This is a genomic window from Lysinibacillus sp. LK3 (assembly GCF_001043675.1).
Lineage (GTDB): Bacteria > Bacillota > Bacilli > Bacillales_A > Planococcaceae > Lysinibacillus > Lysinibacillus capsici.
Map to the genome: position 1 here is coordinate 26,245 of NZ_LDUJ01000024.1, position 20,614 is coordinate 46,858.

Genomic DNA, 20,614 nt, shown 5'->3' on the forward strand with positions numbered 1-20,614 from the left:
ATCGCATCATTTCCTAAAAATGTTTTGACAAAAAACATGGTTTCCTTACACATTTGAACATCATGGCAGACAATATAAAAAGCTCGTATTTTACATATGTAAAATACGAGCTTTTTAGAAGTTAATTAACCACGATTTTTGCGGTTACGTAAAAATGCTGGAACCTCAAGCATATCATCCTGTGCATAATTTTGCTGATTTTGACGTGGCTGCTCATGTTGAACATGCATTTCTTGTCGTTGTTCACGAATAGGTGCTTGTTGCTGTGGAGCAGATTGTCTGTTCATATTAAGTGTCGGTTTTGCTGTAGGTCGTTGTTGCTGTAAAGCTTCCTCAGTGAAGCCTGTCGCAATAACTGTAACAATGATTTCATCTTTAAGATTTTCATTAATTACAGAACCGAAAATCATATTTACCTCTTCATCTGATGCAGAAGCTACGATATCTGCTGCTTCTTGTACTTCAAATAAGCTAAGATTTGAACCACCTGTAATGTTCATAAGGACACCTTTAGCACCATCAATGGATGATTCAAGCAATGGACTTGAAATAGCTTTCTTTGCAGCCTCAGAAGCTCTGTTTTCACCTGTTGCAATACCAATTCCCATTAAGGCTGAACCTTTGTTGGACATAATCGTTTTCACGTCTGCAAAGTCTAAGTTAATAAGACCAGGTGTAGCAATTAAATCTGAAATACCTTGTACACCTTGACGTAATACATTATCGGCTTCTCTAAAGGCTTCTAACATTGGTGTTGATTTATCAACTATTTGTAGTAGCTTGTCGTTTGGTATCACAATCAGTGTATCTACTGCTTCTTTCATACCGCCAATTCCACCGATTGCTTGTGTTTGACGTTTACGACCTTCAAAAGTAAATGGACGTGTGACAACACCTACTGTTAGGGCTCCCAATTCACGTGCAATTTGTGCAATCACTGGAGCTGCCCCAGTACCCGTTCCGCCGCCCATACCAGCAGTCACGAATACCATATCGGCGCCTCTTAAAACCTCTTCTAGCTGTTCTCTGCTCTCTTCAGCAGCTTTTTTTCCTACTTCTGGATTTGCACCTGCACCTAATCCACGCGTTAATTTAGCACCAATTTGTAGCCTTACTTCCGCTTTGGATAAATTTAATGCCTGAGCATCCGTGTTAACTGCGATAAAGTCAACACCTTGTACACCATGTTCTATCATTCGATTGACAGCGTTGTTACCGCCGCCACCAACACCTATGACCTTTATTACTGCAAGTTCATCAACACTTGTATCAAATTCTAACATCTCTTTTTCCTCCCACGGTAACTCGACTCTGTATCATTCATTACGCATTCTAGTTAATCAAAAAACTTATCAAATAATTTTTTTGCTCTCCCAATTACGCTTTCTTTTGGTTCTGAAGGTGCAGAATACTCTTGCTTTTTGCTTATAGCTGGTTGAGCCCCTACAACTGCATATTCAACAGGCTGCGTATTCGTACTTTTACCGTAAAAATCATCTTCTAAATAGGCGTAACGAATAAGTCCAACTGCCGTCGCAAATGAAGGCTCTCTAACACCGATATAATCGGGTGTATAGATTCTAACACGCGTTTGTAGAATTTGACGTGCTAATTGGGCAATCCCCTCAAGCTTTGCAACACCACCAGTTAAAACTACACCGCCTGGTAAATCTCTAACACCTAAACGTGCTAATTCATCTATAACTAACTCTAGTAATTCTTCTAATCTAGCACCAATAATCTCCGATATATAACGTTGGCTGTACTGATCAGTAGAATCTGTACCCACGACAGGCACTTCAAAGAGTTCGTCATCTGATGCGTCATCATAAAAGGCATGTCCAAACTGGTGTTTAATTTGTTCTGCTTGTTCTGTTGGTGTTTTTAAAACGATTGAAATATCTTTCGTTATATGATCACCACCAACTGGTATGACACCTGTATGCGTTAATAATCCCTCTTCAAAAACTGCAATTGTTGTAGATCCGCCACCTAAGTCAATAAAGGCAGTTCCTTGGTTTTTTTCATCTTCTGTTAATGCAAAGTAGCCTGATGCTAATGGCTGCAAATATATTTCTCGTATACTTAAACCCGCTCGCTCAACACAGCGAAGAACATTGTGTAAAAGCGTTTTGGATGTCGTTATCATTGTTGCATCCATTTCAAGACGGATGCCAATCATACCACGAGGATCTTTAATTTCATCAAGGTTGTCCACAATAAACTGTCTTGGAATGATGTTAACTAATTCACGTTCAGGAGGTATTGACATGACTTGTGCAGATTCTACCACTCTGTCTAAATCATCATCTGTAATTTCTCTATTTTCACTATTTACAGCGACAACACCTTTAACTAGCTGTAACATCGTCTGGTTAGCTGGAACGCCTAAAACGACTTCATGGATTTGATAACCAGTCATTCGTTCGGCCTGTTCTATTGCTTTTCGAATAGATTGTACTGTTGCATCAATATCAACAATTGCACCTTTTCGAACTCCATTCGACTTTACATTTCCGACGCCAATTACATGTAATTGCCCGTCACTCATTTCACCTATTAATACCTTGACAGAGGAGGACCCAATATCAAGGGAAATGTATAAATCTTGCTGATTCAATTCGCTGCACCTCCTTGAAAAATGCTCTTGTTTTCATTCTATTGTAAATTTGGCATAATGTCTAAGCAAATCGAGTATTTTGGTCAATTTTTCTCTCATTCTATGGAAGTTTTTTTCCGCTTGTGACGTTTCTCATCTAACCGAGTTAGTAATATACGCCTAATAATTGCTATATTTTGGAATAAACGTACTCCAAAAGCAAAAATCGCTGCTAAATACAAATCTATCCCCAAATTCACTCCTATAAAAGCTAATCCTGCTGCTAGAACTATATTAAAAAAGAATCCTGATACAAAAACTTTATCATCGTAAACTTGCTGTAATTGAGCACGAATACCTCCAAATAATGTATCTAAAGCTGCTAAAACAGCTATTGACAGATAATTTTCATACATAGAGGGGATTTGTATATTTGTTAACAAGCCAAGGGCAAGTCCAAATACCAAACCTAAAAATGGTAGCCACATATATTAATCTCCTTTTTTTACCTCTGCTAAATAATCATTTGTCAACGGCTGATCAAATGCTGGAATTTGTAACTGTTCAATTGGTTCTTCAATTACTAAATTAAAATTGTCTAAATAAAATGAGTCTATAAATGTTGAGGCCTGCAAGGAATTATACATTTTTTGTGCTGCTTTATAATCGCTTGTCCCAACAAATATCTCAAATGAAGGCGAAGACAGTGGTATACTGTTTACTGTTGTCTTACCATTAATATCCCGTATTGCTGTTGTTTGTACTACCCGATTACCATCAATTGAGACATTAGTAGCATTGTTCTTAAAAAGGGTATTCAATAATTGAGTTAACAAATCGGGTGAAATCTCTTTAATTTCATAGCCCATTTCTATCAGTTCAGGTGCAGGTTCAACTCGAAGTACAACACCTGGCCCTATAACTTCTGTTAATCCTGCTTGTAGCTTTAAACGATTTAATGTTTCATTTAAAGCTGCTTGCTGATTTACTTTTTCAGATTGCTCATAGCGATCCACTACTTCATGAAGTGAGCGAATTTCTGCCAGTAGTGCGGAATGTCTTTGTTTTTCTTGTGCTAATTCCTCTCTTATTGCCCAAATATCTCGTGTATCTCGCTCAGCTGGTTTTTGTATGGTATTGTATTGTACCGCTATCATCAAACCGATAATAAATAGCACGATCGTTATTCGGGTGTACATATTTCTTTTCAAAATAGCCCCTCCTAGACGTATCGTATGCCCCTCAGAATACGACTTTGAATTGTATAATTTTCTACAATCGACTATATAACTGAAGGCTAAATTAAACATGAAGTTTAAAGTATAGAACTTGTCCTAACTTTCTATTTTTACTTTTGGCATGGTAAGCTTCTGATTTTCTTCAAGTGACACAACAATATTGTCATTTAATAATTGATCCACCACGCCCCCGTTTAAGTTTAAAGAAGCTATTAATGTATCTGAATCACCAACCGCTTCGATTACAAACGGAGCTGGATGTTGTGTACCATCAATTGTTATTACTGGGCCATTACAGCGAATATAAGAACTCGCTAATACACGTTGTCCATTAATAGCAATAGCTTGCGCGCCTGAAATTTTTAGTTCATTTAACAATTTAAATACATGACTTTCATGGACAATATAGTCATTTGGATTTAAGGATTTTGGATCATAGTCTCCATCTTGAAGGGTTATGCGTATGCCCTTCCCCTCACTCTTTAGTTCACCGAGTAAAAGCCGTAAATCTTCTGCTTGCTCAACAAGCTTCTTGTAGTCCTTTTCGTTTGAAGCAAAGGATTTTTCATACTTCCGAATTTGTTCTTGTAAATGATTTAGTTCTTCCGTAAGTTCTTTATTGCGCTCTTGTTGAGTGATTAGCTCCTCACGATAAGAATCTTCTTGCTCAAAAAGCTCAGAATTAATAGTGCCTGCTTCTCGATTATCTTTCGCCTGGTTGTATGAATAGCCGATGATAAATCCTGTTGTTACACAAACAATTAGTAATTCGAATTGTTTTCTAGTAAAAAAACTACCTTTGCTATTCGTCTTCTTGTTGTTCATCTTCTGTCACTTCCTGGTTAACCATTTCACCATCTGCATTTACTTCCATGTCAATACTAATCTTGTTGTATTCCTCGTTAAAAGGACGATAGTATGAACCGACCTCTAAATCAATCACACCTTTTTCTAAGTTAGCAATTTGTGCGACGATAGAGGGGTAGTAATTTAACTTTTCCGCTAGTGTCTGAATAACAGCACGTACTTCGTAGCCATCATTCATATAAAGCTTTACTGCATTTGGATTTGCTTCATTACTATTCGTGTTAACCTGAGAAATTAAAGCTAATACTTCGGGCTTTAATTGTGCTAGCTGTTCAACAAGCTTATTAATTGTCTTTTCACCAGTTATCCCGATAAAAACAGGTGCATCAATGGGTGTATCATTTCCCGTTTGTTCAAAGCGCTTGCCGTTTTCTAGCAAAGGATAATAAGTCCCATCCCCAGCTAAGTACGCAACTTTTTTCCATTCTTTAATATCAATTGTTACGCCTTGTAACCAGTTACGGTTAACCTGTACTTCTTTTACCCATTTATCCTTTAATAAAATCTGTTCAATATCTTCCACTTTGAAACTCCACATTGATTTTCCTGGCGCAAGAGTACTTGCCTCCAAATAATATTGGTCATTCGCTAGCTTCGCACCATTGACAGTGATTTTATTGATGTTACTGTATGGAGATTGAAAATAAAGGAGTACTGCTAACACAATAAAGAAAAGTAATATTAGCACTATAAATTTCCGGTTTGTACGCTTTTTTCGTCGCTTTTTTAGCGTAGGTATGCGTTCTTCTATATCAATTACTTTCTCCATAAAAGTACTCCTCCTTTATATTTATTTCGCTAATTGATAAATAATACCTATTATTAACCACATTGTTACTAAAGATGTTCCACCATAGCTAATAAAAGGTAATGTAACACCCGTTACTGGCACTAAACCTATTACTACGGCTATATTTAGAAAAGCCTGCACCATAAGCATTGTGACTAGCCCGATAATCGCATAATAGGACGTTCGGTTTTTAGCCTGTACAGCAAATCTATAGCCTGCATAGATCGTTAGTACAAAAAGCACTAAAATAACGAGGCCACCAATCAATCCGACTTCTTCTAAAATAATGGCGTAAATAAAATCATTTTGAGGCTCTGGTAAATACAGAAACTTTTGTCGGCTTTGTCCAAAGCCATGCCCAAAAATCCCTGCTGGACCGATAGCCATTAAAGATTGCACCGCTTGGAACCCACTAACCAAGGGATCAGCCCATGGATCAAGAAATGCTTCTATACGCTTTAGACGATATGGCGCTGTCGCTATGAGACCTACTAATCCAGCGACACCAGCTAGCATAATCATGGCGTATAATTTTAGAGGATAGCCAGCGACAAAAAACAATAAAAACACAGATACAACGAGAATAAATACTGAGCCAAAATCCGGCTGCAACATGATAAGAACAACAGGAAGTAACAGGATAAAACCATGTCGCCAGTTAACAACAGGAGTGCCCGTTTTATGTTGGGCTAATATATGGCTCAAGTACACAATGACGGTAATTTTCGTTAGCTCTGCCGGCTGTATTGTTAATGGACCTACACCAATCCAGCTTTGCGAACCATTTCGCACTAATCCTATACCAGGAATCAGGACGAGAACGAGTAAAATTAACGAAAATATATAGGCCATTTTCCAAAAGGACTGCTCTCTCAAAATATTTAATCGAATCGTGATTAAAAATACGACAATGGCTACCACAAAGTATACGCTTTGCTTCATATAAAACGGCATTTTTCCACTATAATGAACGGCACTCCAATAGGTACCTGCAGAATAGACGAAAATAATGCCGATTATTGATAGCATCAAAGTTGTGACGAGCAATAAGTAGCTTTCTTTACCTCTCAGTAATGCCATCCTTCCAAGTCAAGTATATTCTAAAATAGTTACAGGCTCATTACAGCTTCATTACAGCATCAATAAAAACATCTCCACGTATTTCAAAGCTGTCATATTGATCCCAACTTGCACATGCTGGAGATAGTAAAATAACATCTCCTTCTGCAGACATCGGTGCTGCATATTGAACAGCGTCTTCTACATTTTGAGCAATGACGGTATGTTGGACACCACACGATTTTGCAAATTCTACAAATCGTAAGCCAGTTTCTCCAAACGCAACAACACCCTTTACATGACTCATACAAGGGCGAAGCTCTTCGAAAGAATGTCCACGATCTAAGCCACCTGCGAGTAAAATGACAGGAGCTTGGAAAGCATCTAAAGCACTCTTTGTCGCTAAGCAATTGGTTGCCTTAGAGTCGTTGTAAATCTTACGACCGTTCCATTCACGTACGAATTGTGTACGGTGTCTAACTCCACCAAATGTCGCTAAAACCTCTTCCATCTTCTCTTTGTCACAGCCAACTAAAATACAGGCTGCCACGGCTGCTAGGATATTTTCTAAATTATGCTTACCAGGCAAGGCAATGTTCGCGCGATCCATGTATGGTTCACCTTGCCAATAAATTGTTGTATCATCTGCACTAATTCCATTTGCAGTACGCCCCTTCGAACTGAATGGAATCTTCTGTGCATGAGATTGTGCTGCATATCCAACCACTATCGGTTGGTCGGCATTATAAATAAAATAATCACTGTCATCTTGATTACGAGTTACGCCAAACTTCGCTTCAGCATAGTTATTAAATGTTCCATGATAGTCTAGATGCGCATCATAAAGATTCGTCAAAATAGCAATTTTAGGCTTAAACGTTTTAATCCCCATCAATTGGAAAGAAGACAATTCTGTTACAATGATGTCATCTTGATTAGCTTCTTTTGCGACGCCACAAGCAACTGTCCCAATATTTCCAGCAATTAAAGGATTTTTACTTCCGTTACTTAACATGTCGAATATTAAAGTTGTCGTCGTTGTTTTGCCATTTGAGCCTGTTATACCAATAAATGGTGCATCACTAATTAAAAAAGCTAGCTCAATCTCTGTCCAGACTGGAATCTCTCGACTAAGGGCATCAGCCACAATTCGATTGCTATAAGGTATACCTGGATTTTTTACCACTAACTCAAAGCCTTCATCAAGTAAATCTTCAGGATGGCGACCACAGATAACTGTAATCCCCTTCTGTAAGAGCCCTTGTGCATCTGGACTTTCATCAAATGGTTTTGAATCATTTACTGTTACAAATGCACCAAGCTCATGTAAAATTTCAGCAGCGGCCACACCACTTTTTGCTAGACCTAACACAAGTACTTTTTTATGTTGTAAATCTGTATAGTTTTTCATTAGAACGCCTCCGATAAGACTGCAATTAATGCTACTGCTAAGGCAGTTGACCAGAAGACAAGCACTACTTTCCATTCTGACCAACCGGATAATTCAAAATGATGATGAATAGGGCTCATTTTAAAAATACGCTTTTTTCGAAGCTTAAAGCTACCTACCTGCAAAATAACGGAAAGTGTTTCGATCACAAACACTAAGCCAACTAGTAAAAGCAAGAATTCTTCTTTTACTAAGACAGATACCATAGCTAATGCTCCACCTAATGCTAATGACCCCGTATCCCCCATAAATACCTTTGCAGGATTTGCATTAAATAATAAAAAGCCTAATAAAGCACCTGTTACAGCAAACGAAAATAGTGCAATATCTGCCTGACTTTGGAATAGCGCAATAACACCAAATGCTGCAAAGGCAATGGAGGCAGTACCCGCCACTAGCCCGTCTAGTCCATCTGTCAAATTCACTGCATTGGAGAAGCCTACTAACCAAAAAATTAAAAAGGCTACATAGAATACATCTAGATCAATAGTCCACTCCGTAAATGGAATAGCTAACGTTGTATCAAACGATCCTACATGTAGAAGGAAATACGCAAGAATAGCAATAACAATTTGACCAATCAATTTTTGAAGAGAGGTTAAACCTAAATTTCTTTTAAATACAACCTTTAAACCATCATCTAATAAACCTATTAAGCCGAATCCTGCTAATACTAATAAAAGTACTACGGTCTGTGTCGTTAATAAATCTAAAAAGCTACCTACACCAACAGTTGTTACGAGGATGGATATTAAGAAAATGATTCCCCCCATTGTTGGTGTACCAGCTTTTTTCATATGTGATTTTGGTCCCTCTTCTCGAATACTTTGCCCAAACTTTAGACGACGAAGAAGTGGAATACTAATTGGTGCCAGGATAACTGTTACTATAAAAGCAAGAGCTAAAATGGTAAGTGTTGTTGCGAGTTTCATTGAAAAATCTCCTTTAAATCTTGTTTCACTTTCTTCTTTAAGAAAAAAGCATTAACTTTCATTTTATTATTACTACCCTTCATAATAATAGTGGTTCTTTCCCATTTTTTAAAGGTAAAGTTATTTTAGTTCTCCAAATATAAATGAATGGTACCATCTTGTTTGATAACACTATCCACTTCAGGTAATTGATTACCAATTTTAGTCCCTTCTCCATGCCATTCAATACGGAATGGATAAAATTGCTTGGCAATATCATCCTTTGTTTGACCAATAAAATTCGGTACCTTCACAGTAATTGGGTCACCATAACGATAATCCTTTTCCAGTTGTTCCTTCGATTTTTCAATACCTACAAAAGGCGCAACATCCTCAATAATTTGCCCCACTATAGGTGCTGCTACAACACCACCAAACTGGGTTGTCTTTTTCGGATTGTCAACAGCTACATAGACAACAATTTGCGGATTGTCTGCTGGTGCAAAGCCAATAAAGGATACGATGTATTCTCCACTTTTATAACGGCCATTTTCAACTTTTTGCGCTGTTCCAGTTTTACCACCAATTCGCAGTCCATCTCGAAAGGCTTGTCGACCTGAACCATTCGCTACTACTGATTCCAAAGCACCTCGAACCTTAGCAGAGGTTTCTTCACGAATTACCTGATTTTTAACAACTGGTTGCGTTTCTTGTATGACTTCACCTGTATTTGGATTAAATACCTTTTTCACAACATATGGCGTATAAAGCTTGCCTCCATTTATGGCAGCAGCTACTGCTTGAACTTGTTGAATAGGTGTCACGGCTACCCCTTGCCCAAATGAAGTGGTGGCCTGCTCAACAGGACCAAAGGCATCCTTAGAAAATAAAATACCCGATGCTTCACCAGCTATATTAGACCCTGTCTTTTTTCCAAAACCAAAGTCTTTAATATATTGTAGTAATCGCTCATTGCCTAGACGCTGACCTAATTCTATAAAGCCTGGGTTACAGGAGTTCTCAACCACCTCTAAAAAGGTTTCATGCCCATGTCCTTCACGTTTCCAACAGCGAAGCTTTGCTCCCGCCACCATCGTATAACCTGGATCATAAAAGGTTTCATGCTCCAAATCCACTAAGTTTTCTTCCAACGCAGCACTAAGGGTAATAATTTTAAAAGTAGAACCGGGCTCATACGTCATCCATACAGGTAAATTTCGATTGTAGATGGCTGGCTCTACTAATTGATATTCCGCTGGGTGGAAAGTAGGATAAGAGGCTAATGCCAAAATTTCGCCAGTGTTTGGATTCATCGCAATCGCTAGTGCTTGGTCAGCTTCATAGCGCTTCATTGCTTGCGATATTTCGCGCTCTACGACTTGCTGTACATCAACGTCAATTGTTAGCTCAATCGTAGCACCATCTTCTCCTGCTTTCCAAGCACTTGAAACATTAGGCAAATTATTACCTTTTGCATCTGTAAAGAGACGGATAGCAGAAGAATTAGCCTGCAGAAATTTATCATATTCATATTCAATCCCAGCTAATCCTTGGGCATCATACCCCGTAAAACCTAAAAATCGAGATAATAAAGTGCCATAAGGATAATCCCTAGAATAATCAACACCACTATACAATCCTTCAATTTGCATGCCTTGTAATTCTACTGCTTTTTCATAAGGTATATTTTTGCCTTCAGGTGCTAGTTTCACTAAGTACGCTTTTTTTTGCATTTTCTCTAATAGCTTCGCTTTATCCACTTCTAGAACCTGGGCAATTTTTTCAGCAGCTCCTTCAATATCATCACTTTGTGAAGGCATGAAATATAAAGTAGGCGCTAGCTTATTAGTTACAATACTCTCTCCATCTCGATCTGTTATATGCCCTCGTTCATTCGCAAATGGAATTTCCCTGTCCCAGTTCTCCTCTGCCTTAGTAGTCAATTCTTTTTGATCTAACACTTGCAAAAAGAACAACCTAACAACAATTGCCACTGCTACACACATAAACAACACATATAAAATACGTAAACGCTTTTTAGAATGGATAGAAATCCACTTCATTCGACATCACACCTTGTTTTTTACAACGTATGAAATAAAGTGGACTTCTATTCAGTATTATTCATCCTCTACTTCTTCAACTTCACCCTCAGAGGCAGCTTCAACGTCTTGTACAAAGCTTTCAGCAGGTGTTTTGAGCTTAACAACAATCGGGGAACTATCAGTGATGACGGTTCCAGCTGAAACGCTTTGACTTGCTACAAAACCTTCGCCGAATATTTCCATCTCTAGTCCAGTCATAGATTTGAAGACTAGTAAATTACGTAATGACCAATTCGTAAAGTCAGGCAATGTTACCTCGCCATCTGTCTTTAAAAATACAAAACTACCTTTTACCAGCTTTTGAGTGTTCGTTGGATATTGTTCAATAATTTTACCACCACTACCAACAACAATTGGTTGTAAACCATCATTGGCTAATTCTACTTCAACCGCTTCAGCACTTTGACCTGTAAAGTCCTGAATACTGACTTTATTGACATGTTGAACATCGTCTGGGTTGATATTAAGGTGCTTTAAGCTATTTAACATAACTGGATTAAAGACTTTTGATACTGGTACAGATCCAAGCTCATTGTTCAGCTTAGGTTTTTTCACTGAGACATATACAATTAGCTGTGGATCATCTACAGGAGCCAAACCTAAAAATGAATAAAGGTATTGGTTTGAAAGATATCCACCACTAGCTTTCGGAATTTGGGCAGTCCCCGTTTTCCCTGCAACCTCATAATCCTCCAATATAAAATCCTTCGCTGTCCCATGTTTTGATGTTAATGTTGAAGCTAGGATTTCTCGTACTTGTTTCGCTGTATCAGCTTTAATCGGCTGTCCTTTTTCAACTGGCTCATGATTTTGAATAATTTTCCCTGTAGAAGAATCAACAATACGGTCGATAACATACGGTTGCATCATCTTGCCATCATTCGCAATAGCAGTCATCGCTTGGATTAACTGAATAGGTGTTACTGTTGAACCTTGGCCGTAAGTTGTTGTTACTCGTTGAATAGGGTACTTCGATAAAATAGTACCTGCTGCTTCATTCGGTAAATCAATTCCCGTTTTATGCCCAAAACCAAAGCGATCCAGATAATCAATAAATACGTCATCGCCAATCTTAGTTAATAAATGGGCCATACCAGTATTGGCAGAGCGTTGAAAACCTTCTAAATAAGTGATTGGACCCCAACCATATCTATTGTGATCTCGAATCGTACGGTCAAATACTGTATATGAACCTGACATAAACCAATCATTCGGTGTCCATTTTCCCGTATCGATAGCTGAAGCAAGCGTGAAAGTTTTCATCGTCGAGCCAGGCTCAATTGTCTCCTCAATCACCTCATTCAGCCACTTCATATTTTGACTTTCACGTGTTTCTGGGTTAAATGTAGGACGCTGTGACATTGCTAAAATCTTTCCAGTCTTCGGATCTGCTACTACCGCGGTCATGGACTCAGGATTATATTCCTGTTCAACCTTTGTCATTGCTTCCTCTAAGAAGCTTTGGATTGTTTTATCAAGTGTTAAATAAATGTCATCCCCATTTTTTGCAGGTGTAATCATTTTCTCACTGTTTGGAAGCAAATAGCGGAAAGCATCTGTCTCATATTCCACCTTGCCATTAACGCCTGTTAATTCTTTATCATACGTATATTCTAGACCCATTTCTCCCTTGGTTGTAACCGTGCCATCTTCATTATCTTTTTTGAGAGCATAGCCAATTAAATGCGAGGCAAATACACCATTTGGATAATACCGTTTTAAGTCACTCACAAAGAGAATTCCTGGTAATTTTTCTTCCTTTATTTTACTCATGACCTCGTGACTAATGCCACGGCCTGCGCTACCAAACTCAACTTGATATAAAGGTTCACCATCACTTCTATATCGATTGTTCAATTTTTTAACAATCTCGTCTTCCTTTTCCTTCATCGCTGGAATATATTTCGCTAGTACTTTTGCCGTTTTCTCCGAATCCACTACATGTCGAGGATTCTTTGGATCTGTTGTAGCCTTTTCGCTTACAATGGCAATCATGCGATAACTCAATGTATCCTCTGCAATTACTTGTCCATTTTGATCATAAATCTTCCCACGATTAGCTGTAATTACACTTTCCTTACCATACTTAGCTGCTGCTCTCGCTGCAAGCTCTTGTCCTTCCACTTCACCTGTAGCCTGTAATGTCACCATTCTTGTGAATAATAGAAAAAAGAGCCCTCCATAAAAAATTAATAATAGAAAGGCTCCCCATTGGAATCGAAATCTCTTTTTTTTCATTCTCCCGGCACTACCTTTACATTTTTCTCATTTTGAGTTAAACCGAGTTCTTTGGCTTTTTTCCATATGTTTTCGTATGTAGAAAGTTCACTTACACGAACCGTTAAGTCAACATTCTGTTTCGCAATCTCTTCTGCTTCTGATTCGATTTTTTGAATGTCTATACTTGTTGTTTGAATCGCTGCTTGTTTATTTAATACAAGAATTCCTAGTACAGCAATAATGCCAATTAAAACAATTAGCATTGTCTTTTCAAACTTCTGGTTCGTTTTTTTACGACGTATGATAGTGGGTTGTGGACTAGGTGGTGTTATCGGTTGTTGCACTTGTTGATGTTGGTGCTGTTGCCTTACACGAACTGCTGCCATTTACTCACGCCCTTTGTCGTTAATTTTCTCCACCACTCTAAGCTTCGCTGAACGCGCACGATTATTAACTGCCAATTCTTCATCAGAAGGAATAATAGGCTTTCGTGTAATAAGCTTTAAAGTTGGCTTCATGTCATCAGGAATTACAGGTAAATTTGGCGGTAATTCCGGTAATGATGACGCTTCCTTAAAGATTGTCTTGCATAGGCGGTCCTCCAATGAATGGAACGTAATGACACTAATGCGCCCCCCTACGTTAATCATATCAATCGCATCGACTAATGAATCCTCTGCTGCGCCTAGCTCATCATTAACAGCAATTCTTATTGCTTGGAAAATGCGCTTTGCCGGATGTCCACCTTTTCGGCGTGCCGCTGCTGGAATACCCTCTTTAATTAATTCTACAAGTTGACCAGTTGTTTCAATCGGTGCTGTTTTTCGAGCCTCTTCAATTTTACGGGCAACTTGTTTAGAAAATTTTTCTTCTCCATAACGGAAAAATATACGAACAAGATCTTCGTATGCCCATTGATTAACAACATCTGATGCTGTCAGTGTTGCAGTTTGATCCATACGCATATCAAGTGGTGCATCGTGGTGATAACTAAAGCCTCTCTCAGGTGTATCTAATTGTGGAGAAGATACGCCTAAGTCATATAAAATACCATCAACCTGCTTAATGCCATGAGCTAATAGTTCTTCTTTTAAGTAACGGAAATTCGAATGTATAAATGTAACACGCTCTATATAAGGTGCTAATCGAATTTTCGCATTTTCAATAGCCGTCATATCTTGATCAAAACAAATTAAGCGGCCTTTATCTGATAATTGTTGTACTAGATATTCACTGTGTCCCGCACCACCTAGTGTACAGTCCACATATACACCATCAGGATCTATGTTCAACCCATCAACAGTTTCTTTTAATAACACGGTTGTATGATCGAACATACCACTCGCTCCTCTCAGGCCTTAACCTCATTCAACTATCACGTTGTAATGCCTATTACAAGTTAAAAATCAAAGCCAATCATATTTTCTGCAATTTCATTAAAAGATTGTTCAGACTCACTAAAGTAAGCTTCCCAAGCATCCTTAGCCCAAATCTCGATTCGATTTGAAACACCCAACACCACACATTCTTTTACTAGATGCGCATGCTGCATAAGGGTAGTTGGGATGTTGATACGCCCCTGCTTGTCTATCTCTACCTCTGTTGCTCCAGAAAAGAAAAACCTCGCAAATGCTCGTGTATCTTTTTTGGTCATTGGTAAACCTTTTAATTTCTCTTCGAGTTTTCGCCATTCATTCATAGGATAGCCAAATAGACAGTTATCGAGACCTCTTGTGACAACAAACGTTTCGCCTAAAGCTTCACGAAATTTTGCCGGTACGATTAATCGCCCTTTCGCATCAACGGAGTGTTGATATTCTCCCATGAACATACTACTCACCCCACTTTATTAAATAATGTACCACATCCCCCCACTTTCCTCCACTTTTTTTAAAAAAAACTTGACATTTTATCACTTAATATGCAATTAGACCTTTAGGAATTTTTTTGACATGTGCTAAATGATACAAAAAAAGAGCCACCCCTGGTAGGATAGCTCTTTAAATACTATTTATCTCGACATTATTCATCAAATTCACAGGATATCAAATTACTACTTAGGTAAAAAGTATCTGTTTATTAATTTTATAAATAAAGTAAATAGTGGTGTTTACCGATGCTATAATTTTGCTTCAGCATTTCAGTAATTAACATAGGTCCAAACTCATTGAAATATTGATACGGATTAAAGGATCTCTCTTGGAAACCATCATTCGGATATAATTCATTTTGCAATGTCATAAATTTACGAATCGTCGTTTCATGCTTACCCAATACAGTTTGTTCAATTTTTTGCTGTAGATAGTCAAATTGCTTCGCATGATTTTCTTGATTTTTCTCAAGAATCTTATCTAATTGCAGATGCTGTTTCTCTAAATAGGAGGCTAGCTCTTCATATTTTTCTACTAACAACTGCTGCATAGCTTGAATTTGACGTTTGGCTTCACTGTCCTGTACATCTGCAATAAAACGTTCTTTCAGGTGTAATGCTTTCCCTTCCCATACGTCAGTAACAGTTAGTTGATGCTCGCGTAATAATTGCTCTACATGACGAGTGACAATAGTTATATGTAGGCGCGGAGCAAAAATCGGCATTTGTAAATCTAACACTGAAAATGCATTTTTCAGTGTCGCCCAATAAGCTAGCTCTCCTGGACCTCCAACAAACGCTAATACTGGCAATGTCATCTCCTGCATCAATGGGCGAGTTACTACGTTATTACTTAAACGTTCAGGATGATTATGCGCCACTTCTAATAGCTCTTCTTGTGTAAATTTAAGGTTTGCCGCTAAATTAACAAACAGATCATTTTTTCTTTCTAAAAGATGTCGCTCCCCATCTTCTACGTAAAATAAATTGGCGGCTTCATATGTTGCTAAAATAGGCTTACCATAGCCAGCACGTTCAAGCTCTTGCTCCTTTTCCGTTACTACTCTAGCAATTTCTTCATTGGATTGAATGATTTGAGCAAAATATTTATGTTCAAATTGACGGAATTGAAAGTTAGCGGCATCGATTAATAATAAGCCTTCCTCTTTGAATAATTGATTCATTAGACAGGCAAAGAAATCTGTAAATGTTTCACTATTGTTCAATGCGTCAACTAATTGCTTAATCAGCGTTTCTGTATACTCTGTTTCTCCAATATCACGAATAATTGTATTAATTAATTGCGTCATCGACTCTTTGTTGAGGGCTGTTGCAGAAGCCATCGTTTTACGTCTAGAGCGCTCCCCATAAGCTCTTTTTTTCAGCAATTCCCCATGTACCGTATAGGTGTGATTGATTTCTTCTAAGTCATGATCTTCTCCAGCTATCCAGAAAACAGGAATAACAGGCTGTTGAAGCTTCGTACTTTGCTCTTTCGCTAATGCAATAACTGAAATAGCTTTATGAACGGAGTAAAGAGGGCCTGTTAAGATACCTGCTTGTTGTCCACCAACTATTACCATAGCTCCTTGCTCTAGTTGTTCTAAATGTTCATTCGTTTTTTTGGATAACCCCAGCGGCTCCATAAATTGACGGATGATTGTTGTTAACTCTTTTTGATCACGGGAATTTCGCGCTAAATGCTCCGCTCTTTTCTCAAAAGCTTGATCATTGTATTCATACTCAAAAAATTGATGAATGGCAGTATTTGGCGACCAGTAATCTGCTAGTACATGATTTTTTATAGGTACTTGGATTGACTCCAGTTTCATTTAACATAAACTCCTCTACTCACTAAATCATTTCCTTACTCATAACAAGAAATTGAATTTCATTCATACTATGCACATGAGGCTTTCAATGTTGCCTTGACATTCAAATTGCTCAAAAAAATCCGCGGCATCTATTAGCGACTTTTAGGCAACAATGTTGCAGCAGACATTTCGATTTAAAAGCCATCATTCTCCCTCGAGAAATATTTTCTATACCTAACTTTGCTTTCGGTAGAAAAAAAACATGCGCTGGTTCACTTCCTCATATCACTGAACTACGCTTCTAGTTTCGAAGGTTTATGAATGCAATCCATATTCTCATCCCCACAGAATGATTTTTATAACTATTTTAATGCTATTATTTTAACGCTTAAAGCTTCAACATGAAAAGAAAATGCTTAGACAACCTGTAAATATTCCATAATGGATTGGATAACACCCACGATACATATCACTAGATAAGCTGTACTAAGTATTAAGAATAAAAAACGCCAAATTTTCTTTAATAACGGCTTTACTTCTATTTCCTTTTTAGTCCGCCAATCAATATATGTAAAAATCATGGCCATCATTATCGCGAGGATCACTAAAAGCGCTCCAACATTCACACGCCAAAGCACACCGATAGCTAACGGAACAGAAAAAAACAAGCACAATGTCGTAACATCAGAGGCTGCTCCAAAAGCATGTGTGCCTCGAATTTTAACTTTCCTGCCAACCAGATAAACAATTACGAAAAGAACAATTGGACAAAAAATAATGATACTAATAACTATATGTAAAAGGTCTTTCAACTTCTTTCACCGCTCTCCTCTATTGCAAGCACTTGATGATATAAAGTACGCAAAGTAGGTAAATTATGACCGTTTGCTAAAGCTTTATTTAGAATGACACCAACAATTGTTTCGATTTCACTTTTTCTCCCCTGCAGACGATCCGCTAGCATAGATGAAGTATTGTTGGCCGTTTTCCTACATAAGTCTATCACATCACTAAAAGATATGGTGTGTTCAATATCTTCAAAAGCTTCCGTAAGCTCTCGATAAATATTTTCTAGCAGTAAAAATGCTTGTTGATTAGTCACTAACTCTCCGTTCTTTACTTGCAATACAGCTGTCAATGGATTAATTAAGCTATTAAGTACCGCTTTTGCAAAAAGCATTTGCTCTGCATTACTAGCCAATTCAATAGGAAATAAGGAACGTTGTAATTGTAGTAGCTGTTGAAAAGCCTGGTGTTCTCCTCGTTCTATTGCTATTTTAAATAGCCCTACTCCTCTATGTTGAACCGTTGAATGGTCCAACAATTGAGCTCCAAAGGTCACTGAACCAAAGGCGATATTTTTTTGTGGCAAGAGTAGTGCCTCCTCAAAATGCGCTAAGCCGTTTTGCATAAAAAGCAACGGCATTTCACTTGAGAATAAGGCTAATTGATTGTAGAGCTTTTGCAAATGTCCGTATTTAACAGCAATCACTAGTAAATCTTGCTTTGGTAGATTAGCCAAATCTGTAGTAGCAACAATCCTTTGCACAGTTTTAGTCCCATCAACGTTGATACGTGTTAACTTCTTGGCATTTAGTTCAATTACTTGTTCCTGCCTTCTGGCAACCAACGTTACTGGTATACCAGACTCCGCTAAAAAACTTGCTGTTAATTGACCAACTGCCCCTGCTCCAATTATCGCTACTTTCATTGTCTACACCCTTTCCATCTTTACTGATCAATGTACCTCGATGTCATCACATCCAGATTATTCCAAAATGTTCAAAACACTCTGTGATACTTTGAAACAACACGATACTATTCACACCATCAAAAAGGGTGACGCACTTTTTGGCATGCCTCCTATAACAGTAGACTTTAAAACACCCATCTGATGCTTCACCTCTGAATAGTATACATTCATAAAACTATAAGAATAAGGTGCCTTAGAATACATCTAAGGCACCTTCTACGCAGGTTCTTTTATTATACAGGATAGACTGATTATTGACGATATACAGAAAGGGTTTTATGTCCATAAAAGAAAAGCAATGTAATTCATGTTCCAAAAACCACGTAAACATAATTTTAATCTTTCATTAATGAATAACCTTGCTGAAGCCATTTCACTAGCTTCTCATGCTCATTTTGCAATTCCCGATGCTTCATTTCAAGCGTTTGATAAGCCTCCGTTAATTCGTCAAAACTTGTCAACGCTAATTTCAAATGACTTCGCATAGATTGTTGGGGCTGATTTCGCACAGCTAGTAGTGACTGACTATATTGACCACGCAATGTTTTATTCCATCGGAAACCACACGCTTGTTTTGTACGACCTAGTTCTATGGCCGCCATTTCAAAGGCCTCTAGCTGTGTTTTGCCATTTTGCACATTATGCAATACGATTTCTGCTAGTCTTTCATCATCTTCCTTTGTCCATTGATCTTTTCTTTTTTTCAATTCCATAATCTATCACCCTCGCATTTTTTACTACTATATGCAAAAGCAAGCAAAATAGAATCATTGCATGAAAAAAGACAGTGATGATGTTTTTACTCTCAACACTGTCTTTATACATTACTTATTATTCTTCTTTGTCAAGAAATTATTAACCGCTTGATGGTGCGCTTCACTTTCCCACAACTTTGCACAGGTACGAACTTCTTCCATCACACGCTCATACATATTTCGTTCACGCCACTTTCTAAGCTCAATCTCCTTATAAGCTTTATGAACAGAAGGATGAATTTTTCGCATATGTTCAATAAAATCGTTCAAGGCATCTTCTTTTGTGCCTTCAAAAACACGCATAGCCCATCCTATCTCATATAATAATTGCGCAGGGTAAGGCTTCGCATCCACGAGCATCTTCATCGCACGATCATGACGCAAACCTCTTTCAAATAAATATGTACCGCCACCCCAGCCACTTGTAATGGCTAGTGTTCCTTGAATAAATCCACATTTCGCATGGCTAGCTACTAAACGAAAATCACAAGCTGTTGCAATCTCACAGCCACCTCCAACAGCCGTACCATTTATAAGTGCTATAGTTGGTACAGGAAGCGTAGCAAGGTCATATAATATTTTCCCCATCTTACTTAACATACCAAATGCCTCATCCTCTGTTTCCAATGAATGAAACTCAGATAAATCCCCTCCTGAGCAAAACGATTTATCGCCAGCACCAGTCACTACTAAGAAACGCACATCTTCATGCCCACGAATATATGTAATGACTTCTTGAAGACCGTTCATCACTTCATCATTGACAGCATTCCGTTTCTCTTCACGGTTAATGGTAAACGTCATAATGCCATCATGATTGTCAATCGTATAAGACATATTACTACCCCCTTTGTCGCAATGAATAAATTGTATCACACAATTATTTCACTATCGTAAAGAACTTCATAATCAACGAAATATTCCGTCTTTTCAAGCAAACAAAAAGGCTAGTAAAGAGCCATGGTCTCTCTACTAGCCTTTTAAGTGAGCAAACACTGTATTATTTGCTTACTACTTCTTTACCTTTGTATTGTCCGCAAGCTTTGCAAACACGGTGTGATAATTTAGCCTCACCACAGTTAGGGCAAGTTACCATACCAGGTACAGATAATTTGAAATGCGTACGACGCTTTCTTTTTGCAGTTTTAGAAGTTCTTCTAAATGGTACAGCCATTGATGGCAC

At 38.0% G+C, this 20,614-nt stretch carries 20 protein-coding genes; all 20 read right to left on the minus strand.

What is annotated here, in order from left to right; translation table 11 throughout:
* Positions 1-125 precede the first annotated feature (125 nt).
* The 20 genes from ftsZ to rpmF all read right to left on the minus strand — a co-directional run bounded on the left by ftsZ (position 126) and on the right by rpmF (position 20,605).
* Positions 126-1,283, minus strand: coding sequence for a cell division protein FtsZ (gene ftsZ / locus VK91_RS17530; RefSeq protein WP_004224858.1), 1,158 nt, complete (start codon positions 1,281-1,283; stop codon positions 126-128).
* A gap of 53 nt (positions 1,284-1,336) precedes the next feature.
* Entirely contained in the window at positions 1,337-2,620 is a 1,284-nt protein-coding gene (gene ftsA, locus VK91_RS17535; RefSeq protein ID WP_004224856.1) for a cell division protein FtsA, read from the minus strand.
* Between the two features lie 95 nt (positions 2,621-2,715).
* Positions 2,716-3,087, minus strand: coding sequence for a small basic family protein (locus VK91_RS17540; RefSeq protein ID WP_048394651.1), 372 nt, complete (start codon positions 3,085-3,087; stop codon positions 2,716-2,718).
* A gap of 3 nt (positions 3,088-3,090) precedes the next feature.
* Positions 3,091-3,810, minus strand: coding sequence for a DUF881 domain-containing protein (locus VK91_RS17545; protein ID WP_036077135.1), 720 nt, complete (start codon positions 3,808-3,810; stop codon positions 3,091-3,093).
* Between the two features lie 123 nt (positions 3,811-3,933).
* A complete protein-coding gene (locus VK91_RS17550) occupies positions 3,934-4,662 on the minus strand; it encodes a DUF881 domain-containing protein (protein ID WP_048394654.1) in 729 nt (242 codons plus the stop codon).
* A complete protein-coding gene (locus VK91_RS17555; RefSeq protein ID WP_048394656.1) occupies positions 4,640-5,473 on the minus strand; it encodes a cell division protein FtsQ/DivIB in 834 nt (277 codons plus the stop codon). The genes VK91_RS17550 and VK91_RS17555 overlap by 23 nt, the downstream gene beginning before the upstream one ends.
* Positions 5,474-5,494: 21 nt before the next feature.
* On the minus strand, positions 5,495-6,574 hold the full coding sequence (gene ftsW, locus VK91_RS17560; protein ID WP_048394659.1) for a putative lipid II flippase FtsW: 1,080 nt from the start codon (positions 6,572-6,574) through the stop codon (positions 5,495-5,497).
* A gap of 40 nt (positions 6,575-6,614) precedes the next feature.
* The gene (gene murD, locus VK91_RS17565) at positions 6,615-7,964 is read right to left on the minus strand and encodes a UDP-N-acetylmuramoyl-L-alanine--D-glutamate ligase (RefSeq protein WP_048394660.1); all 1,350 of its coding nucleotides are present in this window, start codon (positions 7,962-7,964) and stop codon (positions 6,615-6,617) included.
* The gene (gene mraY, locus VK91_RS17570; protein WP_048394663.1) at positions 7,964-8,935 is read right to left on the minus strand and encodes a phospho-N-acetylmuramoyl-pentapeptide-transferase; all 972 of its coding nucleotides are present in this window, start codon (positions 8,933-8,935) and stop codon (positions 7,964-7,966) included. The genes murD and mraY overlap by 1 nt, the downstream gene beginning before the upstream one ends.
* Before the next feature lie 125 nt (positions 8,936-9,060).
* The gene (locus VK91_RS17575) at positions 9,061-10,977 is read right to left on the minus strand and encodes a stage V sporulation protein D (protein WP_048394665.1); all 1,917 of its coding nucleotides are present in this window, start codon (positions 10,975-10,977) and stop codon (positions 9,061-9,063) included.
* Between the two features lie 57 nt (positions 10,978-11,034).
* Positions 11,035-13,257: a penicillin-binding protein gene (locus tag VK91_RS17580; protein ID WP_048394667.1), complete on the minus strand. Its 2,223-nt coding sequence runs from the start codon at positions 13,255-13,257 to the stop codon at positions 11,035-11,037.
* The gene (gene ftsL / locus VK91_RS17585; protein ID WP_004224836.1) at positions 13,254-13,625 is read right to left on the minus strand and encodes a cell division protein FtsL; all 372 of its coding nucleotides are present in this window, start codon (positions 13,623-13,625) and stop codon (positions 13,254-13,256) included. Before ftsL ends, VK91_RS17580 begins: the two co-directional genes overlap by 4 nt.
* Positions 13,626-14,576 (minus strand): 16S rRNA (cytosine(1402)-N(4))-methyltransferase RsmH, encoded by a 951-nt coding sequence (gene rsmH, locus VK91_RS17590; RefSeq protein WP_048394669.1) that lies wholly within the window; start codon positions 14,574-14,576, stop codon positions 13,626-13,628.
* A 62-nt stretch (positions 14,577-14,638) separates the two neighbouring features.
* Positions 14,639-15,070, minus strand: coding sequence for a division/cell wall cluster transcriptional repressor MraZ (mraZ, locus tag VK91_RS17595; RefSeq protein ID WP_048394670.1), 432 nt, complete (start codon positions 15,068-15,070; stop codon positions 14,639-14,641).
* Between the two features lie 254 nt (positions 15,071-15,324).
* Positions 15,325-16,941, minus strand: a complete 1,617-nt coding sequence (gene bshC / locus VK91_RS17600) for a bacillithiol biosynthesis cysteine-adding enzyme BshC (protein WP_048394671.1) — start codon at positions 16,939-16,941, stop codon at positions 15,325-15,327.
* A 398-nt stretch (positions 16,942-17,339) separates the two neighbouring features.
* Complete coding sequence (locus VK91_RS17605; RefSeq protein WP_048394673.1) at positions 17,340-17,735, minus strand: DUF3397 domain-containing protein; 396 nt, start codon at positions 17,733-17,735, stop codon at positions 17,340-17,342.
* Positions 17,732-18,634, minus strand: coding sequence for a ketopantoate reductase family protein (locus tag VK91_RS17610; RefSeq protein WP_048394674.1), 903 nt, complete (start codon positions 18,632-18,634; stop codon positions 17,732-17,734). The genes VK91_RS17605 and VK91_RS17610 overlap by 4 nt, the downstream gene beginning before the upstream one ends.
* Positions 18,635-19,011: 377 nt before the next feature.
* Positions 19,012-19,389: a transcriptional regulator gene (locus tag VK91_RS17615; RefSeq protein WP_004224822.1), complete on the minus strand. Its 378-nt coding sequence runs from the start codon at positions 19,387-19,389 to the stop codon at positions 19,012-19,014.
* 111 nt (positions 19,390-19,500) lie between these two features.
* Positions 19,501-20,268 (minus strand): enoyl-CoA hydratase/isomerase family protein, encoded by a 768-nt coding sequence (locus VK91_RS17620; protein WP_048394677.1) that lies wholly within the window; start codon positions 20,266-20,268, stop codon positions 19,501-19,503.
* Between the two features lie 163 nt (positions 20,269-20,431).
* A complete protein-coding gene (gene rpmF / locus VK91_RS17625; RefSeq protein ID WP_004224819.1) occupies positions 20,432-20,605 on the minus strand; it encodes a 50S ribosomal protein L32 in 174 nt (57 codons plus the stop codon).
* Positions 20,606-20,614 lie beyond the last annotated feature (9 nt).